The sequence below is a fragment of the Pontibacter liquoris genome (genome assembly GCF_022758235.1).
GTDB classification, from domain to species: Bacteria; Bacteroidota; Bacteroidia; order Cytophagales; family Hymenobacteraceae; genus Pontibacter; species Pontibacter liquoris.
The window spans coordinates 1,572,163-1,594,711 of sequence record NZ_JALEBG010000001.1 but is presented as its reverse complement, the minus strand read 5'-3'; the positions used below and the strand labels follow the sequence as shown (position 1 = coordinate 1,594,711).

Genomic DNA, 22,549 nt, shown 5'->3' with positions numbered 1-22,549 from the left:
AAATAAAATAAGAATTCTGAAGCGATAAATTACATATACCAGGGGCTTTTGCTGCCTCTATATTGCTTATTACACACTCAACGCTCAGCTTCCCCCTTGTGCCCATTTTTGAAGTTTAACCCTGCTACAGCAAAGACAGCTATGTTACTTTCCCCTTCAAATACTCATACAGGTACCAATGTCCTGCAGACCAAACCTGGGCTCTTAAGTTCAAGGAGCAGGTCTACCGGGTTGGTAGTAGGTATACTGGGGCGGGATGGATGCGGCAAATCCACCTTTATCAATGAAATAGTTGCGGGTCAGTTAGGGCGCCATTTTCGTAAAACAGCCACTTTTAAAAAAATGCCGGCTATTTTTTATAAGGGAGCCATCTTTAATAAAAATGAAGGGTATCATTTTTCAAAACCGCATATGTATAAGGAGAGAGGCCGCTTTGCATCTTTCCTTAAACTTAATCTTCTGCTGCTAGACTTTCTGTTCGGATACTGGCTAAAGGTTTTTCCTCTAAAGCTGCAGGCGCAACTGATATTTTATGACCGCTATTTTGTAGATGTGCTGGCCGACCCTCTGCGGTACCGGATTAAGGGCAACGAATTATATATTAAGTTCATCCACTTTATTTTGCCCAAACCTGATCTCTGGATCATACTTGACCTGCCAACCGAGGTTCTGCTGAAACGCAAACAGGAACTCAACTATGAGATGGCTGAAAAGCTCCGTACCAAATATTTACAACTGCGCAGCTTTCTGCCCAACAGTATTGTCATCAACAATGAGCAGGAAATTGAAAATACGGTAGAGCAGGCTACATTATTCATTATGGATTACTTGCGCAAAAGGAAAATAGAACTTACCTGATGTATGGATTTTGAGGCATTATTTCCGGATAAGCGAGAAGAAGGTGAAACACGCATCGCACAGTGCCACATGGTGCTGCTGCGGATGTTTAAAATTTTTGATCATCTGTGCAGAAAACATCAGATCCAGTATTTTTTATGTAGCGGTACTTTAAAAGCTGCGGCTATTTACAAAGGTTTTAAACCCTGGGATGATGACCTGGATGTGGGCATGACACGGGAAAATTTTGAAAAGTTTACCCTCTTGGCGGTGCCTGAATTGCCGGACGATATTTTCTTTCAGACGCCGGAAACAGATACATACTTTCCTGCCTGCCACCGGGTAGAAGCAAAACTAAGAGACAAGTATAGCAGCTACAGTTTGCCGGAAAGTATGCAGCAGCTTAAGTGGCACAGCGGCTTAATGCTCGATATCCTTGTTTTTGACCGGGCATACCTGCCGAACAACTTGTTCATTTACCTTCAGAACCGGCTGCTCATTTTTTTCCTGCAACAAAAGGGCAACCTTTCCCGGGCCCGGGTGCAGAAATGGATCGCCCGCAATGTTCCTCTGCCGCTTGTCTACGCCAGTAGTTTTATAAATGGGCGCAAAATGGTGCGGCTGGGTACAAACTACTTTAAAGCCTCTGAGATAGAAGAAGTCGCAAAAGCAGCGTTCGAAGGCATGGAAGTTCCTATACCAAAAGGCTGGCACCCTTACCTCCAAAGGCGTTACGGCAATTACATGCAACCGCCTCCTGCGCAAAAACAAATGGGCCATCATAGCATTGGTATACCCGACCCTTTTACGCCTTGCAACCACACCGAGATCCTCCACTGGAAGGATAGAAAGAAAGCAAAAGCAATGATCTAGCTAAAAAAAATAACAGCCGGTATGTATAATAATGTTTACGTAATTGGAGTCTTTGATCTATTTCATAAAGGCCATATAGCGCTTTTAAGTAAAGCCAAGTCACTTGGCAAACGACTCATAGTGGCTGTAAATGGTGACGAAATGGTGGCGGAGTATAAACGAAAGCCTTTCCATGATGAGCAGGACAGGCTGGAGATGATAAAAGCCTGTAAATATGTGGATGAAGCCTTCATAATACGGGGATACGACAATAAAGCATACCTGGAGAAGTATAAGATTGATGCCATAGTTCATGGAGATGATTGGGAACGCAAAAGTTATTTACAGCAGATACGCGTAACAGAAGCCTACCTGAAGTCGCACCAGATCGACATGGTACTGGTACCTTATACTTCGGGCATCAGTACCACTTCTGTAATAGAGCAAATAAAAGGGAATAAGCCCTGCCAGAATAAATCTATTCAGCTGCCTACCATTTTCCAGGTAAATGAGAATATCATTGATAAACTCCCGGTCTTCTTAAAGATAAATAATGTGCCTTTTAAAAAGATACTGGTTGTTTCGGGTAGCACCAGCTCTTTAAAATACGCAGAAATAATACTTGCCTCGCTGCCTGCTGCCAGCTATATCGCTTACAAAAATGATGAGAATACAGTAGAGGCTATAAAAGAATACTGCCTTTCGAATAAGATCGATCTCCTTATCGGCGTTGGAGGCGGGTCGATACTGGATGTTGTAAAACGGGTAAGTTTACTGGCCGATATAGAAAATCTGCTTGTCCCCACCATTATATCTAATGATGGGCTGGTCTCACCTATCGCTGTGATTAAAGATCAAAATGACCAGACGTTGAGTTTACCTGGCAAAACCCCTTACGGGGTTGTGGTCGACATTAATATTATCAGGAACTCACCAGTCAGATTCCTGCAGGCTGCAGCAGGCGACATACTTTCTAATATTTCTGCAACAAACGACTGGGTTTTAGCTGCCCAGACAAATGGCGAAACGATAAATGATCTGGCGTATATGCTGTCCAGAAGCGCTGCTTTCGGGCTGTTACACCATGAATCAAAAGATATAAAGAACAGGAATTTCCTCAAGCAGGTAGTATACTGCCAGATCAATTCGGGTTTATCTATGGCCCTGGCCGGAACAAGCCGCCCCTGCAGCGGAAGCGAACACCTGATAAGCCATGCCATTGACTACTACAATTTCTCTGAAAACACATTACACGGTTTACAGGTAGGCTCTATCAGTATTTTCTGCCTGTACCTGCAAAAGAAGCTGGATGCAAAATGTATCAATTATGCGCAGGAGCTTAACATCCCACTGGCTTTTCATCTCCTGGACGATAAACTAACCGACAAGCTCTCCTTGATTTACGACACGTCTTTTAAAATGCGACCAGGCCGCTTTACCATACTTGATACCTGTAAAGGCATGAAGTTCGAAGATTTATACAGCGATTTTCTGACTTTTTTAGAAAGATTCAAGGTATACGATACCTCCTACCAGCTCTCATAAGTTAAGTACTGGCGATCAGCTGGAAGTAAAGCAGCATTGTATTCTCTCCCAATCCCTGAGCATGAATTTCGAGCAACTATTTCCAGACGAAAGAGAAAAAGAAGGAGATCGTTTCCGGCAATGCCAGCTGGTGATGCTGCGAATGTTCAAGATCTTTGACTACCTGTGCCGCAAGCACCAGATCAGATATTTTCTGAATGGGGGTACTTTACTGGGTGCTATTCGGCATAAAGGCATGATACCCTGGGACGACGACCTGGACGTGGGCATGACACGGGAAAACTACGAGAAGTTCGTGCAGTATGCGGTACCGGAACTGCCGGAGGATATTTTCTTCCAAAGTGATGCAACCGATCCATACTTTCCATCCGGTCATATTATCGAAGCAAAATTACGGGACAAGTATAGCCACTATATTCGGAGGGAAGAAGATAAAGCCACCTGGCTGAAATGGCAAGACGGGCTGCAAGTCGATATAGCTGTTTTTGACCGGGCATACCTGCCGCACAACCTATTCATTTACCTTCAGAACCGGCTGCTCATTTTTTTCCTGCAACAAAAGGGCAACCTTTCCCGGGCCCGGGTGCAGAAATGGATTGCCCGCAATGTTCCTCTGCCACTTGTCTACGCCAGTAGTTTTATTAATGGCCGCAAAATGGTTAAGCAAGGCGAATATTATTTAACCCAGCAGGAGCTCTCCGGATTGGAAACAGCAACATTCGAGGGGCTGGAAGTGCCCATCCCCAAAGGCTGGCACAGCTTCCTAAAAAGGCGCTACGGCAACTACATGCAGCCGCCACCGCTAAGTAAACAAAAGGGCCACCACAGCATCGCTATACCAGACCCGTTCACTCCCTGCAACCACCCGCAAACACTCTTGTGGGAGAATAGAAAAAAAGCAAAAGATTTGGCCTAAGCAAACTCTGAATAAATGGTTGGTTTATTGATTCAATTCAGCACCAATCCTTTTAAACAGCTGCTAGCCATCACGTTATAACTACTTATGGAATTTGACTCAATATTCCCTGACAACAGAGAAGAAGGTGACACGCTCATTAAACAGTGTCAGTTGGTGATGTTACGCATGCTTAAAATCCTCGATTACCTGTGTAGCAGGCATCAGATTGCGTATTTCCTGGTAGGTGGTTCTTTGTTGGGGGCAATTCGCCATCAGGGTTTTATCCCCTGGGACGATGACCTGGACGTGGGCATGACACGGGAGAACTATGAGAAGTTTTTGAAGTATGCGGTGCCGGAACTGCCGGAGGATATTTTCTTCCAGAGCGACGAAACTGATCCTGGTTATAGGTATAAGGATATGGTGGAAGCCAGGTTGCGGGATAAGTACAGTTGCTATACCCGGAAGCATAACAGAATTCATGAAGGCTTACAGGTTGATATTTTTGTTTATGACCGGGCTTTCCTTCCTCATAATTACCTGATCATATTACAGAATTTCATGCTGGGCATTTTAGGTAATCATCAGAAAAGAGCTAACGTTTTAAAAAATATTGCGCAGCACACTCCCCTCTCTCTTGTATATGCCAGCAGCTACCTACAAAGCCTTGGCATGTGGAACTTTGGCTCAAATTTTATTAAAGCGGAAGAACTCGCAACGCTTGACAGGACAATGTTTGAAGACATGCAAGCTGCTATACCCATTGGATGGGATAATTGCCTGAAAAGGCAATATGGCAACTATATGCAATTGCCGCCAATAGAAAAACAAAAAGGCCATCATACCCTGTCTGATATGCCCGCCCCCTTTACGCCATGCCAGCACACTGAAATTCTGTTCTGGAAAAACAGAAAGCTAACAGATGAGACAAAGATCAAAAAAGAGCAGCTGTGAGAATCAATCACAGATTTATCTGAGAAACCATATATGGGAGAAAGCTAGTTGCCAGAATAACTGATTGGCTCCATGCTCCAAGACGAAACATTCCGTTACTCTTTTATTCGACTATAGTACTGATAACGGTACTTATCATATGAAGAAAATAAATATGAATGTACCAGCAGATAAGATAGAGAAAGTAGCGCTGGAAAGGATACTATATACGCATTCGAATTTTATTGGGCCAGCCATCAGCTGAACCGTTACTTAAACGGTTAAAACTAATAGGGCTGCTTAGTGGCTGCTCTATATTTCAATAAATTAACCCTTATTCAATTGAAGAGTAAAATCACTTCTGCTGTAAGTATGAGTATGAAGAAAGATCTAAGACTTTCTTCTATCAAAGTAATTGGGCTTATACTTGGTTTTGGCTTGCAGCTGATCTTTACGAAGGTGATTGGTATGAAAGAGTATGGGCTTTATGTTTTATTTGCCTCCTGGACCAGCTTTCTGTCTCTTATTTTGATTATGGGTTATGATAAATTCATTATAAAGCAACTCAGCTTTTACTACATTCAAAAACAAAGCGGAAAGTTTAAAACAACCCTAAACAAGCTCTTATTCTATGTTACCATCAATAGCGCCCTCTTCCTGCTGGTAGCGTTTCTGATTCCCCAGCACGTGCTTGTTAACAGCTTTTTACCGAAAGAACTATTAAGGAGTTCCTGGCTTATTATTGCGGGAGGTACTGTTGTATTTACGCTATTTGATCTGCTCGGTAAAGTGCTTTCGGCTGTTCAGAAAGTAGGACTAAGCTACATGAGGTCGGAGATCATGTATAAGTGCATCTGGTTTATCGTTGTACTGGGCTTGTTCTTCTTCCTTCGGCAAAGTATTGGGATTAACATTATTATCGTAGGCGTTATTGTCGCGCAAGTACTTACCTTGCTTATACTGTTGATATTTGTAGACCGCGAAAAGATACAGCAGTTTATTGCGCTTAAAAAAGAAGACATTGTGATAGGAAAGGAAAATTACGTGTTCTTTTTTACGTCCTTAAACTATTACATCATCGCGCAGGTAGACAAGCTTGTTATTGGCAAATATGAATCGTTGGAAATGCTGGGTGTCTATGGCTTAGTGGTTACACTGATCAGCATCGTTTCCTTTTCTACTATCGTTTACCAGCGGTTTTTACCTAAAATCTCCAGCTATATCATCACAGATAAAATTGCTGAACTTGAGCAGGATTTTAAAACAGTATCTAAAAACTCTTTGCTGATCGCCTTACCTTTCATCATGTTTCTGATTATTTTCACAGATGATGTTTTGCTTTTCTTTGGGGAACGTTTTACGGCAGGTACGCCTATTTTACGGATACTAATCTGGGGGCAACTAACTAACTTCTTAACGGGTCCGAACGGCAACATTCTGGTTAATGGCAGGCACTCCAAAATTGATTTCATAAATTCAATTGTGATTGTGCTGCTAACAGGAGCAATGATCTTTTTCGGCTATAAGTATTTTGGAGTGCTGGGCATTGCTGCTGCTACAAGCATCGGCGTAATGCTCATTAACCTTGTGAAGGTTATCGAAGTCAGGTTTTTTTATAAGATTTTTCCTTACGAGTGGGACAACCTATTTTTAATCATGCTCACTTTTCTAGCCTTCTACTCCGTTAGCCGGCTTCATATTGGCTTTGATAATTTACTCCTTCGGCTAGCTGCAAATTTTGCTCTTGGCCTGATGACGGCCAGTGTAGCTATTATAAGCTTCTACTACCTGAAGGCCGGCACTAGACAAAGGTTAAAGGTAGGTGAAGTTGTCAAATGATATTTTCCGTTCAGCTTATCTGAGTTTTTCATTCAATTGATTCCCTATGAAGCATAGTATTCTTTTGCTGGCGCTGCTGGTGGCAGGAATGAATCAATTTATAAGCAAGGAGCTTGATTTTATCTTGCTCTGTACCGCTTTATTCATCCTGCTTCCTCTGGATAAACCAACTATCTACAGATCTTCCTTCTCTGTACTTGCGCCTGTTTTACTATTATCCTTTATCGGTTTATCAGTTGGCTTTCTTAGTCTGCGAAGTATAAACCGTGACTTTTACAGGGATATTTTTCTGTTCTTCGGAGTGATACCTTACTTTTTTGGGGGAGCTTTACTAAGTAAATATGTAAAAGATTTAAATACCTTTTTTCTCGCTTTTACTTTGATTGTGGCCTTATCGTCTGTTATGCACATCTGGTTGGTAGTTACAACCTTCGGCCACTACGATTCGCTGCTGCAATACAGAAGGGCAACCGGTACAACAAACCTGAACGAAGCCATTCTACTGGGTCTCTTCTTTGCCCGCATCTTTAATAAAAATTTAAGGAAGTTGATCCCCTCCATCCCTTTATTAACAAACTTCTTTATTCTAATTATTCTGATTTCTTTTACATTATACTTTTCACGCACCATGATTATAACACTGGGCGTACTAGTATTTTTCTTAAGTGAATACATCACCATCCGTTATTTTTTTTCAAATAGAAACAGGCATTTGCCTTTTGCTACCTTCCTGGTTATAGCAATGGTTTTCTTATCCGGGCTGCTGATATCCTTTCTGCCGCCAAATGCCTACGTCACCACCCTGGTAGACAAATTCGAGCGCATTCCTGACGAGGTATTCTGGAATTCAAAAGACAGCTATGCTGCGGCCCTGGCAGATATTAATGACAACTGGCGAGGCTATGAAGCATCTCAGGGCGTGAAGAAATTTAACCGGGGCACCACGCTACAGAAGTTTGCAGGCTTTGGTTTCGGATCTGTTGTTGATCTGGAGCTGATCATGAAATTAGCTGATAAGGATTACGAAAAGGTACCTATCCTACATAATGGATATGTACTGCTGCTGGTAAAATGCGGGGTTGCGGGGTTACTGCTATACCTTATCTTTCTATATAATATCGGGTTTGCAAAAGTAGGTCATTCTGCCAACCAGGATGAGGAGCTTTACCTTCTTTACCAGTTTTTATCCGGCTTAAGTATAATGGTGTTGTTAAATACTTTTACCATGACCGGCCTTTTCGGTCAAGGTAATGCCTCCGTGCCTATTATCATCGGATTAATTTGGGGATGTATCCAACGGAAAGAAATAACTCTTTCCCATAAGCATGAAAGTAAAGCGCATGCTAAAGCATTTCATTAACACGTGCCCGGGAACAACTTCCGCTACATCATTGCTTTTGCGATGTGGATGACATCACCTATCGGATTATAAAGGCCTATTGAAGTGGATTATCCTATTGTCTCTATCTGGTTTAGTTCTATACGTTAAAGCTTATGTATAAAATAGCCTTGATCCTGCTGGTATTCTTAACCGCACATGCCTTCCGTTCTCAAGACAAGACTCCTGATGCTGGCAAACCTATTACTTTAGGAGCGTATTATTTTAATGGCTGGAAAGCGGATAGCAAGCACGTAACCGAAGCGCTTCGTGACTCTTTTCCTGAAAGAGAACCCAAATGGGGATGGGTTACAAGTACCCAGGCTGTAATGGATGCCCAAATTAATGAAGCTGCCGATGCCGGTTTATCTTTCTTTAGCTTTTGCTGGTATTTCAAGAAAAACAAACCACTTACTGAATCTAATACGATCCTGAATCTATACCATAATTCGCCAAACCGTAACCGCTTAAAACATTGTTTGCTGATTGCCAACCACGAAGGAAATGAAATCGGTCCTGCTGACTGGCATAAAGTTTCAGCCGAATGGATAAAACAATTTAAAACAAGTTCGTACCTCACCGTAGATGGTAAGCCGCTGCTGATCATTTTTGAAGTAAACTCATTAATTAAGCAGTTTGGTACCACCGCAAAAGTAAAGGAAGCGCTCAACTATTTGAGAGATAGTGCTCGTAAAGAGGGCCTAAATGGCGTGACAATCGCGGCATGCGTTGGCTCCTACCCCGATGTAGCTTTAAAAGCAAAAGCGTGTGGTTTTGATATAACGACAGCGTATAATCTTCATAAAGCTGGTTATAAAAATCGGGTAAGCCGCCAGATCCCGATAGATAGCCTGATCAATTCTGAAAGAATGATCTGGGACAGGATTTCTGCGGTAAGTAAACTGCCCTATATACCAGTAGCGACCTTAAACTGGGATCCACGCCCCTGGGCTGATTCCTCGAATAACTATAACACTAAGCCATACTATGTGGGCTTTTCATCGGGCTCGGTATTCCGTTCCATACAATCGCTTGTCAGATGGATGCGGCTACATCAAACCCAAACCACCAAAGAGCAGGTTGCACTGCTTTATGCCTGGAACGAATATGGCGAAGGCGCTTGGCTGACGCCTTCCAAGAATTCATCAGATAAGCCACTCGAAGGCCTTAAAAAGGCACTTAGTCAAAAGCAAAACAATTAAAGCCGATTGCTACATTTAAGCCTGCTTCGCTATTCCGCAACTCATTTGAAGCTTCAGAAAGTATGCCGCCATGAATATTTTAATGATCGCCAGAAGTACGCTTTATACTTCTCCCGGGGGAGATACCACACAGCTTGAAATGACGGCAAAGTACCTACGGCTATTAGGTGTAACAGTAGAAATTGCGTTGGCTCATGAGCAGGTAGACTATACAAGGTATGATCTGATTCACTTTTTTAACCTCATCAGGCCCGATGATATCTTGCCGCATATTAAAAGTGAAGTACCATTTGTAGTCTCTACCATCTTTGCTGATTTCTCTGAATTTGATAAGAATGCACGGAATGGCCTATCTGGCTTACTTTTCCGGCTCTTAACAAGGGGCCAGATCGAATACCTGAAGGTAATAGCCCGCTACCTTGTAAAAGGAGATAAAATTAAATCATCCTATTTTTTACTTCACGGCCAGGACAAGGCTATAAAATTTATACTTGCGCGATGTAGCGTGTTGCTGCCAAATTCTCATAGCGAGTACAGGCGCTTGTGTAATTTCTCAGGCATGGAACATCCCTACCAAAAAGTCGTGAATGCGATCGATCCGCAGGTCTTTAACGCAGCAGTAGACGAAAACCCGGGTTTTAAGAATCACGTGCTGTGCGTTGGCAGAATCGAGGGGTTAAAAAATCAGCTGAACCTGGTGAAAGCCATGATCGATACAGCCATACCTTTGACTATCATCGGGAAACCTGCTTTAAACCAAAGAGCATACTATGCGGAGTGCCGTAAACTTGCTGCAACCGTTCCGCATATCCGCTTTATCGATCATGTTGATCATAAGGAGCTCGTCCGAATTTATAAAGCTGCCAAGGTGCATGTGCTGCCCAGTTGGTTCGAAACCACAGGCCTGAGTTCGCTGGAGGCAGCAGCCATGGGTTGTAATATTGTCATTACAAAAAAGGGCGATACGGAAGAATACTTTCGTGATCTGGCTTACTACTGCGAGCCAGATGATGTGCAGTCAATACGCCATGCTGTTCTGAAAGCGTATGAGGCACCCAGGAGCAGCCTGTTACAAAATCATATACAGCAAAGTTATACCTGGGAACAAGCTGCTAGGCAAACGTTAGAGGCTTATAAAGCTGTGCTGTAGAAACATATTGAAATTAGCCATGAATGCATTCTGATGTTACTGGTAAGCGGACGCTAGTTGCCTTTGCCCGCCTTTGTAGTGCTTCTCTCCTACTCTGAGTACTCCTGCTGATCTATCAACTACTCATTACTACTCTTATGCGCATCGCTATAGTTGGCACTCGGGGCATTCCAAATACGTATGGCGGCTTTGAAACCCTTGCCGAGTACCTGGTAACGCATCTTACAAAAGACATTGACATAACTGTTTATTGCTCTTCTGTAGACCAGGCCTGTAAGGATAAAACATATCACGGGGCCAGGCTCAAGTATATTCCGCTTACTTCTCATGGCGCAATTGGAATACTGTATGATTCTTTGGCCCTGTTCGATGCTCTGCCAAAGTATGACAAAGTATTGCTACTCGGCTTTGGCGGTGGTTTTGCAATGCCCTTTCTACAAAAGTATAAATCCCGGCTTGTTGTAAATATCGGCGGCTTGGACTGGAAACGCGATAAATGGTCGGTGCCTGCGCAGAAAGTTATCAAAACAGCAGAAAAGCTTCTTTTAAAGTATAGCGGACAGATTGTATCCGACAATACTGGTATTCAGCAGTATATCACCCAGGAATACAATCGCGAAAGTGAACTGATCACGTACGGAGGAGACCAGGCAGTAAAGCAGGAGGTATCGGAGGCTTATTTGAAAAAATATCCCTTCCTAGCCTCAGACTATGCCTTCTCAGTCGCACGCATCCAATCCGATAATAACATCGACATGCTCCTGGAAGCGTTCAGCAACCAGGGTGCTATTCCCCTGGTTTTGGTGGGTAACTGGCAAAACTCAAAGTATGGCAAAAGCCTCAAAGCCAGTTATCAGAATAGAGAGAACCTGCACTTACTGGAGGCTATTTACTACCGCCCCGAACTTGACGTGCTGAGGAGTAACTGCGCTGTTTATATTCACGGGCACTCCGCCGGCGGCACAAACCCTTCGCTGGTAGAGGCAATGTATCTGGGCCTCCCGGTGTTTGCTTTTGCCTCGGGCTACAACGAACATACTTCTGAAAACAAGGCGTTTTATTTCAGCAACGCCCAGGAACTGACCAGCTTGCTGGAAAACTATCATTCTCTTGACCTTTCTTTTGTTGGGAATGAGCTAAAGCAAATAGCCGAAGCCAGGTATAAATGGGAGTTGATAGCGACTAAATACAAAAGCATATTAACAAGCCGCAGCAAATAAGTTGGTGGTACCATACCTCCTCTGACGAACAGTATCAAAAATAAAAATCTTATAAACTATGGTTAAGGTAGCATTAATAGGTGCCGGTAAAATGGGGATTTCGCATTTAGCTATTCTAGGCGGGCATCCCGATGTAGAGATTGTAGGCGTTAGCGACACCTCGCATCTGGTATTGGATGTTCTAAAGAAATTCTCGTCATACCCCTGTTACACCGATTTTGAAGAAATGCTCAGAAAGGCGAACCCGGATGCCGTGTTTGTTGCCGTTCCTACCCGGTTCCACTCTAAAATTGTAAAAAGAGTACTGCAGGCCAAAAAACACGTCTTCTCTGAAAAACCGCTTTGCTTGACAAATCAGGAAGGGAAAGAACTTGTTGAACTTGCCAGTGAGCAGGCGGTAGTGAACCAGGTGGGCTATCACAACAAGTTTATCGGCACCTTTCAGGAGGTAAAAAAGATTATCGCGGGAGGCTATTTAGGACAGATACAGCATTTTACCGGAGAATCCTATGGACCGGTTGTTATTCGGGAAAAGCAGGATAACTGGCGATCAGATCCGTCGGAAGGAGGAGGTTGCCTGTTAGATTATGCCTCACATGTGATAGACCTCATCAACCATATCGTAGGCCCTGTATCCAAAGTAAGAGGATCTATTATTAAATCTCTTTACTCCAGGCATGTAGAGGACTCGGTCACCTCATTATTGGAGTTGAGCACCGATGTGACAGGCGTATTGTCGGTGAACTGGAGCGACGAGACTTACCGCAAAATGGCAACTTCCTTAACCATTATCGGCAGCAAAGGCAAAATCATCTCCGATGCGAATGAGTTGAAAGTTTATTTTAAGACATCGGCCTGCCCTGCGGATTATACCAAGGGATGGAACGTGAAGTATGTTACCGACCTGACCGATCCGGTAGACTTCTATTTACGCGGGGAAGAATACTCGGCACAGGTGGATTATTTTATTAGAGCAGTGCAGGGAAGAGTACCTAATTCCATCAATAACTTTAAGAGTGCCTGGTACACAGATAAAGTAATTTCAATGATCAAAGAAAGCATAAACCAGTAGTTATGGAACGTATACTTTTTGGAGACAATCAGTTTTTTGCTGTCAATCACATTTCGGATGAAAAATCCAGGAGCCAGTCTATAAAGTTTAAGAACGACCATGCCATCATCCGGACATTGGATTATGCCATAGAGGCCGGCATTAACACCTTTATGTGCACCACGCATGACAGGATTGCCAGCATCTGCGATTATATACGAGCTAACCCGGCAAAGTATGGCGGCTTTAAAATTTATCCCTGCATGCCCTATGCCCATAAATATGCTAACGCTGTAACAGAATTAGGGATAGTAGGCACGCTCAAAGAGTATGTGCCTGGTAATATGTTCGGCTCCTTTCTGAAAGGAGGCATGGCCTACTTCTCAAAAGATTATTTAGCTATTATGGAGTTGTTGGTTGATGCGGAAATGAAAATGTTTAAAGGCATAGAAACACCGGTTATCTTCCTGCAAAATGTTATTACCGATATGCTGCTAGGGCTGGGTATGAAAGATGTGCTTAAGGCCTTTCAGGAGTATGTGCAGAAAAAATATCATGCAGAAGCTGGCTTTATAACCATGAATATGCCGAAGCTCATACATACCCTTCAGCAGGTGGGTATACACGAACCAATTATCTGCACCTCCATAAATAAGCTCGGTTTCAGAATGTCCGGAGGAAGAGAATTGTATGAAGCTACCCTCGAAAACACCACTGCCCGAGTGATAGCGATGCAAGTGCTTGCGGCCGGAGCTATTCCACCCAAAGAAGCGATTGAATACGTTGCTAACCTAAAAAACGTCGAGTCCATCCTGTTCGGGGCATCAAGCAAAGTGAATATCGAAGAGACCGTATCCTTTATCAACAAGTATGATCAACTCCAACAGGTAGAGGTTCCTGTTTCATAAGTTATACTACCTGACAACAGGAAATAATAAAGCTAAACAGTGTTCCTATTGACCGCAAATAAATCTTATCACGCGATTTTGCACTGTTTTTAAACTCATTTTATCAAAATCAAAAACAAAAGTATAAATATTGATATTTTAATTAAAAATATTCTTTGCCTACTTGCCAAATGGGTACCTGCGCCCATTATATAATTATCTCCACCAGAAAACCAGTAAAATAGTATAACTTATTGTTCTTTTAGGAATATAACCTATAAACTTTTGTAGTTAAGCATACCTGCATTTTACCACACCCTCGCGTACAGACCTTTTTAGTTTTAGACTTCAAAGCATCTGATTGATCATGAATACTGCAATCGTAGTTTGTCACTTTTATTGCGATTCTATGAAGAAATCTACTTTTTTGCTGGTATATGCCTTGCTGATTTCACTAAACCTGGCAGCACAGACCAGCTTGATCCCATATAAATCAACCTGGAAGTATCTGGATACGAGCACAGACCAGGGTACAACCTGGCAAGGCCCAGCGTTTAATGATGCAGCCTGGAAGAGCGGTACAGCCAAATTTGGTTATGGGATCAGTGATGCTACTACGATAGTTAGCTATGGTACGAATCCCAGCAATAAGAACATCACCACTTACTTTAGAAAAACTTTTTCTATTCCGGATGCTTCGCTTTATACATCGTACCTCCTCAATGTTAAACGGGACGATGGTGTAGTGGTGTATGTTAACGGCGTGGAAGTATACCGTAATAACCTGCCTTCGGGCTCTATTACCTACGCTACGCTGGCAACCGATGCCAAAGATAACGGTGCAGTTGCGCAGAGTGTTACAGTTAGCGCCGCTGCTTTCATCAGCGGCACCAATACGGTAGCCGTGGAAGTGCATCAATCAAAAGCTAACAGTCCGGATCTGGCGTTCGATCTGGAGCTGACAGCTGTTCCAATTACTCCTATACCCTCTCCCACCAACCAACCACCGGTTGTAGCCATCAACAGCCCTACCAACAATTCGAAATCGTACTTTGGAGACGCCGTACCGATAACCGTAACAGCTTCCGACCCGGATGGCTCACTAGTAAAAGTAGAGTACTTTGCTAATGGCAATAAGATAGGCGAAGCTACATCCAGCCCTTATAGCTATACCTGGATTCCCGCAATTACAGGAAGCTATACTCTTACTGCACTGGCTACAGATAATGCTGGGGCAACGACAACCTCTGCTCCCACAACCTATAGTGTAACTACCGCGCCTGTTATTGATCAGACACCGCCTACAGTTACCAGCATTGATCGGCAAACGCCTGCACTAGCGTCTACAAATGTCACCTCCGTGACCTACCGTGCCATTTTTTCTGAACCGGTAACAGGTGTAGACGCAAGCGATTTTACAACTTCAGTTTTAGCAGGCCAGCTATCTGGTTCCGTGACGGCTGTTGCCGCAGCAGGCACCGATGGTGCGACGTATGATGTTACCATTAGCGCCATTGCCGGCGATGGAACGCTGCGCCTGGACCTAAATGCCACCGTTACCGGCATTACGGATACTGCCGGTAACGCCATTAGCGGGGGGTATACAGGTGGGCAGAGCTATACATTTGACCAGACGGCGCCTTCTGTGGTGGGTATTGCACGCCAGAACCCAACAACCGAAACGACCGATGCTACGATCCTCAGTTTTCGTATCACCTTTACGGAGCCGGTTACAGGTGTTGACAAAATTGACTTTGCACTTACTTCCGTTTCAGGCACAGCAAACGGTACACTAGGTCCGGATGCTGTGGCTGCAGTAGGCACCAACGGCACCACCTTTGATGTTACTGCAAGCGCTGTGAGCGGCAATGGTACCCTGCGGCTGGACCTGAATAGCACCGGCACCGGCATTACGGATGCCACTGGCAATGCTATAACAGGTGGCTACAATAGCGGCCAAACTTATACGATACAGCAGCCACCAACAACAACAGCTGGTTTTGCTTCCGTAACCAACCTCGACCCTTTACCTATATCGACCAATACAGGCGAAAAACCACAGTCAAAAGTATGGACGTATGATGGCAAGCACTGGGCTGTACTGCCAAATGCGACCGGCACCTATCTCTGGCGGCTGGATGGTAAAACCTGGACCAATGTTTTAAAGTTATCCGCTAAAACAACCACTAAAGCCGATTGTAAGCTGGTAGATAACGTAGCTCACATTTTACTTTACCAGGGCCCCTCTTCCCAAATGGCCTCGGTGGAGTATGTTGCCTCGTTAGGCACGTATAAGCTCTGGTCAAAACGCACTTCTACTGTGGGTCTTACGCTTGATGACGGCGTTGAAACAGCCACTATTGATATAGACAGCAATGGCCGAATGTGGCTAGCTTCTGCGGGTGTAAGCGATATAAATGTGCGATGGAGCGATTTACCCTACACAAACTGGAGTTCACCGGTTACCATTGCCACAGGGGTTAAGGATGATGATATTTGCGCCGTGATCGCCATGCCGAAAGCCAATAAAATAGCGGTGCTGTGGTCGAATCAGATCACAAAAAGATTTGGCTTTAAAACCCATACCGATGGTGCTTCTCCATCAGACTGGTCTGCTGATGAAGCACCTCTTTCAAATGCCGCACTGGATGTAGGGAATGGTATGGCTGACGATCATATGAATATGGCTCTGGCAAACGACGGCACTCTATACTGTGCGGTAAAGACCAGTTATGATACCAAAGGATACCCAAAACTTATATTGATGGTTCGCAGGGCTTCCGGTAGTTGGGATAACCTCTACGAAATATCGCAGGCAGGCACAAGGCCTATTGTAGTTTTGAACGAAGCTAACACCAAATTCCGAGTGGTTTATTCTTCGCAGGAGTTTGGCGGTGACATACTTTACAGAGAGTCGGCCACTGCCAGCATACAACTAAGTCCACAGCTTACGCTCATAAAAGGTGGAACCTATGATAACTCTACCAGTACAAAAGCTAATTTCAACTCGGAAGTCGTTATCCTTGCATCAAGCACCACGGAAGCAGTAGGTGTGCTAGCCTCTGATGGCCCATCCACTAACATGGAGCCTTCAGCACCTGTTCTGGCTTCACCTGTAAATACAGCAACGGGTGTGGAAGTAGCACCCACTTTAAAATGGAACAGTGTATCGGGCGCCCAATCATACCAGGTACAGGTTTCAACAGCAGCGGACTTTGCTTCTACGGTTTATGATGAAGGCACTACCAGTACATCTGCGCCTGTTTCAGGATTAGCTTTTAATACTAATTATTTCTGGCGCGTCAAGGCAGTCAATGCAGCAGGTAGTAGTTGGTCTCCGATCTGGAGTTTTACGACGAAGGCTGCATCAGCAAATCCGCTGGTAGGAAATTGGAAAATGGATGAAGGTAGTGGCACTACGTTAGCAGATGCATCCGAATATAATAACAAAGCCACCACAACAGGTAATCCGACCTGGGTAACAGGTGTTTTGGGGCAGGCAGTTAAGCTGGACGGAGCAACTCAATACGCAACAGTTTCAAACAGCGCCTCCCTAAGTATAACTGGTTCTATCACGTTGGCGGCCTGGATAAAGCCGGAAAAAACAGCCACGCAATATATACTCAAAAAAGGCATACAGGGATCCACAGATGGGTATGAACTCTCCCTTGCCAGTACCGGTCGTGTATTCTTTAGGTTTAACCAGGCCACCGGCAGCGATACTTACCGGCAGAATTCATTAGCTTCTTATCCAGTTGACGGGAATACCTGGATGCACATTGCAGCCACATACAACGGATCTGTGATTAAGATCTACATCAACGGTGTGGAGAACAGTTCTAAAACACTTACGGCTCCCCCATCCATCAACGCCAATAATCTGGCACTGGCGATTGGGGCGCAAAGTGATGGCGCAAGCAAATTCCAGGGAGCTATTGATGAGGTTCGTATTTACAATACAGCGCTAAGTGCTGATCAGATCAAGGAGTTAGCATCCGCAACTACTACGCCGATTGCTTTGGCTGCTCCTGTTCTGGTTTCACCTGCAAATGCAGCAACAGGTATCGAACTGGCCCCAACATTAAGTTGGAATGGCTCATCGGGCGCCACTTCATACCAGATGCAGGTATCACCCACAGCAGACTTTGCGACAACTGTTATAGATAAAGCTGTAATTACTACATCTTCTTCTATTTCCGGATTAGCATATAATACCAATTACTTCTGGCATGTGAAGGCGAGCAATGCCGAAGGAAGCAGTAACTGGTCTGCAACCTGGAGCTTCCAAACGATTTCTGCACCTACAGGCCCCCTTGTTGGCAATTGGAAAATGGAAGAAGGCAGCGGCACTACGCTTCTGGATGATTCAGAATATAAGAACAAAGCCACAACGGTTGGTAATCCGACCTGGGTAACGGGGGTTTCGGGGCAGGCAGTTAAGCTGGACGGAACGGCACAGTATGCAACTGTGCCAGATAATACTTCGCTGGACATTACAAACTCCATTACCCTGGCAGCATGGATCAAGCCGGAAAAAATTGCGACGCAGTACATCCTGAAAAAAGCGACCCAAGCTACGGTGGATGGGTATGAACTTTCGCTTGCCAACACTGGCCGCGTATTTTTCAGGTTTAACCAGGCTACCGGCAGCGATACTTACCGGCAGAATTCATTAGCTTCTTATCCAGTTGACGGAAATACCTGGATGCACATTGCAGCCACATACAACGGATCTGTGATCAAGATCTACATCAACGGTGTGGAGAACAGCTCTAAAACACTTACGGCTCCCCCATCCATCAACGCCAATAATCTGGCACTGGCCATTGGGGCGCAAAGTGATGGCGCAAGCAAATTTCAGGGAGCCATTGATGAGGTTCGTGTTTACAATACAGCGCTAAGTGCTACGCAGATTAAGGATCTGGCAACTATAACTGCGCCTGCTATAACTACGGTGTCATCTGCTGCTGCACATGCCCTGACACCGGAAGAAGCCGGAAAGAATGATCTGCTGGTTTATCCAAATCCTTTTCAATCACAAGCTACTATCAACTTTACACTCACATCGGATATAAATTATACCGTGGCGCTATATGATAGCAAAGGAGTACAGGTAGCTGAGCTGAAACGAGGAAGAGCGATAGCAGGAGTACAAAATAAGGTAATAGTTGATGGTACAGCGTTGCCCAGAGGCTTATACATCGTCAGGCTGCAGACTGCGAAGGGTTCAAAAGCTGCAAAGCTGTTGTTAAATAGATAGCGGAATTTTAGTTAGAAAGTATAGTGGTAGCTTTTCGTGCGGCATAAAAAAGGTTACCGGCTCTTGTAGTTAAAACCATCCACCACGGTAAAGGTACCGGTAAAGTTAAAGGTATGCGTACCTATGATCTCTTTGTTTTCGTCGGGTAGAATTTTATGAACTACTACTTCTTCATAGGTGGTTTCAGTAAGCGCTGTAATCTGGTTGATGTTAATGGCTTTACCATACATACCGGAGCAATCCTGGGAAGGGCGGTAAATTTTATTGCCCCATGTGAAAATAGTGCCTGCCGGCCTGGCGCTGCTTACGTCCGTTACAATGGGATTGCAGGGATGGCGCACCCATTCTGTTGTAAATAACTTGTCTGAGTAAAACAAATGTAGCTCATCCAGCATTCCGGCGTGACCATTGGTTTGGTCTAAGCAACAGAAGAGCCACCATTTTTCCCTGTAAAAGAAGATTGTAACATCGGCTGTGCATACATCTTCCATCAGGTTCATTACAAATTCCCATTTATAGGGAAATCCGGTACTTTTGTAAAGCTCAATCGTTCTGTTTCCAGCTGTTTCTGGAATCATGTAATAGGTGTTGTTATAGTTTATCAGAAAAGGATACGACAAATGATATTCCTTCTCAAGGACTTTTTCCATACTTAGTACTTCACCTTCATTATTAATGTCTATTACGGCAATGTGCCCTTTACGAGAACCATACAATACCTCTTCTACAAAGATATAATGCTTGCCAGCATGCGTTGTAACAAAGGGATCTGCCCAGAACCTGTCGGGCGGCTGCTCTAAAAACATAAATTCTTCGAGGGTAGTACCAAGCGGATCCGGTTTAGCTTTTTTAATTAAAATCGACCAGTGATCAACTTTACGTGCTTTCCTTATCAGGCGCGAAACCCCATATACAAAATGCTTATAGGCATATTTAGAAGCTTGTCGCGCATTAGGGAAAGACACTGCTTGGCTATCTCCTTCCGGCCCGTTTGGTTTGTGCCTGCTAATTAAATCCTGCAAGTAAGGCGCTCCATGGGTATAGATTCCTTCCAGCATCCGGGGAATTGCCACTGACAAGCGCCCATAAATTGCCTGCAAAGTTTTAGTATAGGACAGGTAATCCGGGAGTAGTGAAAAACGATAAATGACTTGTCCGAGAGGGTGTGCTGGGGTTTGTGCTTTTATTTCAGAAACTACCATCTCCTCTTGTTCGAAAACAGCATAATATACCAGCGGATTGCCGAGGGTGGCACCTTTAGTCGTTATAGCATAATTCCAACTGCCATATTTTGGAAGAGCAAGAAGTTCAATCCTTAAATGCTTGTCGGAAAAGTTGAGTATGACATCTATAGTATGCGTTGCAACTTGTGAAAGCACAACAGGATCAAGGCCTACAAAATTGCCTTCCTGATAAAGTATGCTACTTGTGTTATGATGTGGAGATATAAGAGTATTTATTTCCACAACTTGATCAATTCCTGTTTTAACTCCAAAAAGAATTTTATCTAATAACAGATGACCCTCGAGAACCGGGTTTTTTAGAAACCCCTGAAGATTGCTATTGAAAGGCAAGCTATATGCTGAGGAATGAAGTATAAAGATGTGCTCAATTGCTGCGTAATGAGAACTGTTAATAGCCTCCAGCATATCGTATTGCCACTTCAGAACGGTATTACTTGTTAAAATAACACCTAATCTTAGTTTACTTTTCTTCATTATCCCTCACACTAATTAATCAGGTCCCATATTTAAAATCAATAGTTTTAAACTTAACGCTTCACCATAACTTAAAATTATTTAAGGATATAATAACATTCACATCCTATTTACATCCACTACCTAAAGATTATTAAAAATGACAATCTTTTTTTAACTGAAGAAGTATTAAAATAATAAGACTAAAATACACTTAATCACATTAAGAATATCTTTAATTATACCTTTTAAGTATTTACCAAGTGTTTATATTGCTTTTTAAAGATATTTTATACTAACCCTGTTAATTGGTCAGTCCCGCTTATCTGCTACTATTAAAAACTATGCTAAAAGTAATATTTCAATATGACACACAAATATACAACCCTATTTAAGTGGATGAATGTCATAGTTGACTATTTCCTGTTAAATCTGACCCTCTACATAGCCTTCCTCATCAAAGACCCGGACGCACAATTAATGGACATATATGATTACCGGCTAATTATATTGCTGTTAAATCTTTCTTGGTTCTATTGTTCCAGCATTTTCGAAATATATAATTATATCTTAAAACGGGATGCCTTGCCTACCCTGACAGCAAACATTGCTTCCTTGGGTTTATTGGTGAGTATTTCCGTAGTCCTTAAAGTGGCCCTGCCACAAATCTCTATTTCAAAAACATCCTTACTGGTTTTCTGTGTCTTATTTCCCATTATAACCTTAAGCTGGCGATTCCTCTTTCTGCTTCTTCGAAAATACCGAAAGCAGTTTTGGCTCGATAATAAGATCGTAATTGTAGGTTCAGGCACTACGGGCCTTGATCTGTATCATTATATCCTTTCAAACCCGCAGCTCGACTATGATATCGTAGGTATTTTTGACGATAACAGCTCCCTGCTACCTGCTTCTATTTCCTGCCTGGGCAAGGTGGATGAATGTATAAGCTATGCCATTCGCCACAAGGTCCACGAAATATATTGTGCTCTTCCCGCGAGCGAGAGCAACAAAATCGAGATGCTCTTACAGGAAGCCGACAAACAAATGATCCGCTTCCGGCTTGTACCCGATATGAATGGGGCTTTTCATCATAAATATTTGGTCGAGTTGTTCGGGTATATGCCTGTGCTTAAACCGCGCCTGGAACCACTGGAAAACAAAGCAAATGAGATGACGAAAAGGTTATTCGACATCCTCTTTTCGTCTTTGGTCATTGTCTTTCTCTTAAGCTGGTTCGTACCCCTGTTAGCCATCATTATCAAACTGGATTCAAAGGGACCCGTATTCTTCCGGCAACTCCGCTCCGGCAAAGACAACCAACCGTTCCATTGCCTCAAATTCAGAAGTATGGCGCTCAACACCGATGCGGATGCTTTACAGGCCTGTAAAGGTGATATGCGGGTAACACGGGTCGGGCGGTTTATCCGGAAAACCAGCATCGACGAATTGCCCCAATTCTTTAATGTATTTGTAGGCGATATGTCTGTTGTGGGCCCGCGACCGCACATGTTAAAACATACCCAGGATTACTCCCAGGTCATCAACAATTACATGGTGCGGCATTTCCTCACGCCTGGTATTACAGGTTGGGCACAGGTAAATGGCTTCAGAGGCGAAACGAAAGAAACCATCGCGATGCTGAACCGTGTGCAGGCCGATTTGTGGTACCTGGAAAACTGGACGCTGTTTCTCGATCTAAAGATTGTTATTCTTACCCTTTGGCAGGTATTCAAACGCAATGAGAATGCCTATTAAGCAAGGTTAAGCGTCCTGAGGCTGCTTATCTGAGCTTAAAAGACT

The 22,549-nt window shown here is 43.7% G+C and carries 15 protein-coding genes; 14 read left to right on the top strand and 1 reads right to left on the bottom strand.

Annotation, left to right across the window (positions count from 1 at the left end; all coding sequences use genetic code 11):
* Positions 1–141: 141 nt before the first annotated feature.
* From LWL52_RS06505 to LWL52_RS06445, 13 genes are all read left to right on the top strand, one after another.
* On the top strand, positions 142–858 hold the full coding sequence (locus tag LWL52_RS06505; protein WP_242918077.1) for a nucleoside/nucleotide kinase family protein: 717 nt from the start codon (positions 142–144) through the stop codon (positions 856–858).
* A gap of 3 nt (positions 859–861) precedes the next feature.
* Complete coding sequence (locus tag LWL52_RS06500) at positions 862–1,710, top strand: LicD family protein (protein WP_242918075.1); 849 nt, start codon at positions 862–864, stop codon at positions 1,708–1,710.
* A 21-nt stretch (positions 1,711–1,731) separates the two neighbouring features.
* On the top strand, positions 1,732–3,234 hold the full coding sequence (locus LWL52_RS06495) for an iron-containing alcohol dehydrogenase (protein WP_242918072.1): 1,503 nt from the start codon (positions 1,732–1,734) through the stop codon (positions 3,232–3,234).
* A 61-nt stretch (positions 3,235–3,295) separates the two neighbouring features.
* Positions 3,296–4,150: a LicD family protein gene (locus tag LWL52_RS06490; protein ID WP_242918071.1), complete on the top strand. Its 855-nt coding sequence runs from the start codon at positions 3,296–3,298 to the stop codon at positions 4,148–4,150.
* An 87-nt stretch (positions 4,151–4,237) separates the two neighbouring features.
* Entirely contained in the window at positions 4,238–5,086 is an 849-nt protein-coding gene (locus LWL52_RS06485; protein ID WP_242918070.1) for a LicD family protein, read from the top strand.
* 351 nt (positions 5,087–5,437) lie between these two features.
* A complete protein-coding gene (locus LWL52_RS06480) occupies positions 5,438–6,904 on the top strand; it encodes a lipopolysaccharide biosynthesis protein (RefSeq protein ID WP_242918069.1) in 1,467 nt (488 codons plus the stop codon).
* Positions 6,905–6,950: 46 nt separating this feature from the next.
* Positions 6,951–8,264: an O-antigen ligase family protein gene (locus tag LWL52_RS06475; protein WP_242918068.1), complete on the top strand. Its 1,314-nt coding sequence runs from the start codon at positions 6,951–6,953 to the stop codon at positions 8,262–8,264.
* Between the two features lie 134 nt (positions 8,265–8,398).
* Positions 8,399–9,484, top strand: a complete 1,086-nt coding sequence (locus tag LWL52_RS06470; protein WP_242918066.1) for a glycoside hydrolase family 99-like domain-containing protein — start codon at positions 8,399–8,401, stop codon at positions 9,482–9,484.
* Between the two features lie 262 nt (positions 9,485–9,746).
* Positions 9,747–10,634 (top strand): glycosyltransferase family 4 protein, encoded by an 888-nt coding sequence (locus tag LWL52_RS06465; protein WP_242918064.1) that lies wholly within the window; start codon positions 9,747–9,749, stop codon positions 10,632–10,634.
* A gap of 137 nt (positions 10,635–10,771) precedes the next feature.
* The gene (locus LWL52_RS06460) at positions 10,772–11,854 is read left to right on the top strand and encodes a DUF1972 domain-containing protein (protein ID WP_242918062.1); all 1,083 of its coding nucleotides are present in this window, start codon (positions 10,772–10,774) and stop codon (positions 11,852–11,854) included.
* A 58-nt stretch (positions 11,855–11,912) separates the two neighbouring features.
* Positions 11,913–12,926 carry a Gfo/Idh/MocA family protein gene (locus tag LWL52_RS06455; protein WP_242918060.1) on the top strand — a complete coding sequence of 338 codons (1,014 nt, stop codon included), beginning with the start codon at positions 11,913–11,915 and terminating at the stop codon, positions 12,924–12,926.
* Positions 12,927–12,928: 2 nt separating this feature from the next.
* A complete protein-coding gene (locus tag LWL52_RS06450; protein ID WP_242918058.1) occupies positions 12,929–13,813 on the top strand; it encodes a hypothetical protein in 885 nt (294 codons plus the stop codon).
* A 346-nt stretch (positions 13,814–14,159) separates the two neighbouring features.
* Positions 14,160–19,052: a LamG-like jellyroll fold domain-containing protein gene (locus LWL52_RS06445; protein WP_242918056.1), complete on the top strand. Its 4,893-nt coding sequence runs from the start codon at positions 14,160–14,162 to the stop codon at positions 19,050–19,052.
* A gap of 53 nt (positions 19,053–19,105) precedes the next feature.
* On the opposite strand, the gene LWL52_RS06440 is transcribed toward LWL52_RS06445, so the two are convergent.
* Complete coding sequence (locus LWL52_RS06440; protein ID WP_242918054.1) at positions 19,106–20,770, bottom strand: glucosamine inositolphosphorylceramide transferase family protein; 1,665 nt, start codon at positions 20,768–20,770, stop codon at positions 19,106–19,108.
* A gap of 345 nt (positions 20,771–21,115) precedes the next feature.
* Here LWL52_RS06440 and LWL52_RS06435 point away from each other — a divergent pair, with 345 nt between their 5' ends.
* Positions 21,116–22,504, top strand: coding sequence for an undecaprenyl-phosphate glucose phosphotransferase (locus LWL52_RS06435; protein ID WP_367615668.1), 1,389 nt, complete (start codon positions 21,116–21,118; stop codon positions 22,502–22,504).
* Positions 22,505–22,549 lie beyond the last annotated feature (45 nt).

Excerpts from the sequence above, each read along its gene's own strand:
- LWL52_RS06475 (WP_242918068.1), top strand. The coding sequence starts at position 6,951 with ATGAAGCATAGTATTCTTTTGCTGGCGCTGCTGGTGGCAGGAATGAAT.
- LWL52_RS06435 (WP_367615668.1), top strand. The coding sequence starts at position 21,116 with ATGACACACAAATATACAACCCTATTTAAGTGGATGAATGTCATAGTT.
- LWL52_RS06450 (WP_242918058.1), top strand. The coding sequence starts at position 12,929 with ATGGAACGTATACTTTTTGGAGACAATCAGTTTTTTGCTGTCAATCAC.
- LWL52_RS06500 (WP_242918075.1), top strand. The coding sequence starts at position 862 with ATGGATTTTGAGGCATTATTTCCGGATAAGCGAGAAGAAGGTGAAACA.
- LWL52_RS06480 (WP_242918069.1), top strand. The coding sequence starts at position 5,438 with ATGAGTATGAAGAAAGATCTAAGACTTTCTTCTATCAAAGTAATTGGG.
- LWL52_RS06485 (WP_242918070.1), top strand. The coding sequence starts at position 4,238 with ATGGAATTTGACTCAATATTCCCTGACAACAGAGAAGAAGGTGACACG.
- LWL52_RS06495 (WP_242918072.1), top strand. The coding sequence starts at position 1,732 with ATGTATAATAATGTTTACGTAATTGGAGTCTTTGATCTATTTCATAAA.
- LWL52_RS06505 (WP_242918077.1), top strand. The coding sequence starts at position 142 with ATGTTACTTTCCCCTTCAAATACTCATACAGGTACCAATGTCCTGCAG.
- LWL52_RS06490 (WP_242918071.1), top strand. The coding sequence starts at position 3,296 with ATGAATTTCGAGCAACTATTTCCAGACGAAAGAGAAAAAGAAGGAGAT.
- LWL52_RS06455 (WP_242918060.1), top strand. The coding sequence starts at position 11,913 with ATGGTTAAGGTAGCATTAATAGGTGCCGGTAAAATGGGGATTTCGCAT.
- LWL52_RS06440 (WP_242918054.1), bottom strand. The coding sequence starts at position 20,770 with ATGAAGAAAAGTAAACTAAGATTAGGTGTTATTTTAACAAGTAATACC.
- LWL52_RS06445 (WP_242918056.1), top strand. The coding sequence starts at position 14,160 with ATGAATACTGCAATCGTAGTTTGTCACTTTTATTGCGATTCTATGAAG.
- LWL52_RS06470 (WP_242918066.1), top strand. The coding sequence starts at position 8,399 with ATGTATAAAATAGCCTTGATCCTGCTGGTATTCTTAACCGCACATGCC.
- LWL52_RS06460 (WP_242918062.1), top strand. The coding sequence starts at position 10,772 with ATGCGCATCGCTATAGTTGGCACTCGGGGCATTCCAAATACGTATGGC.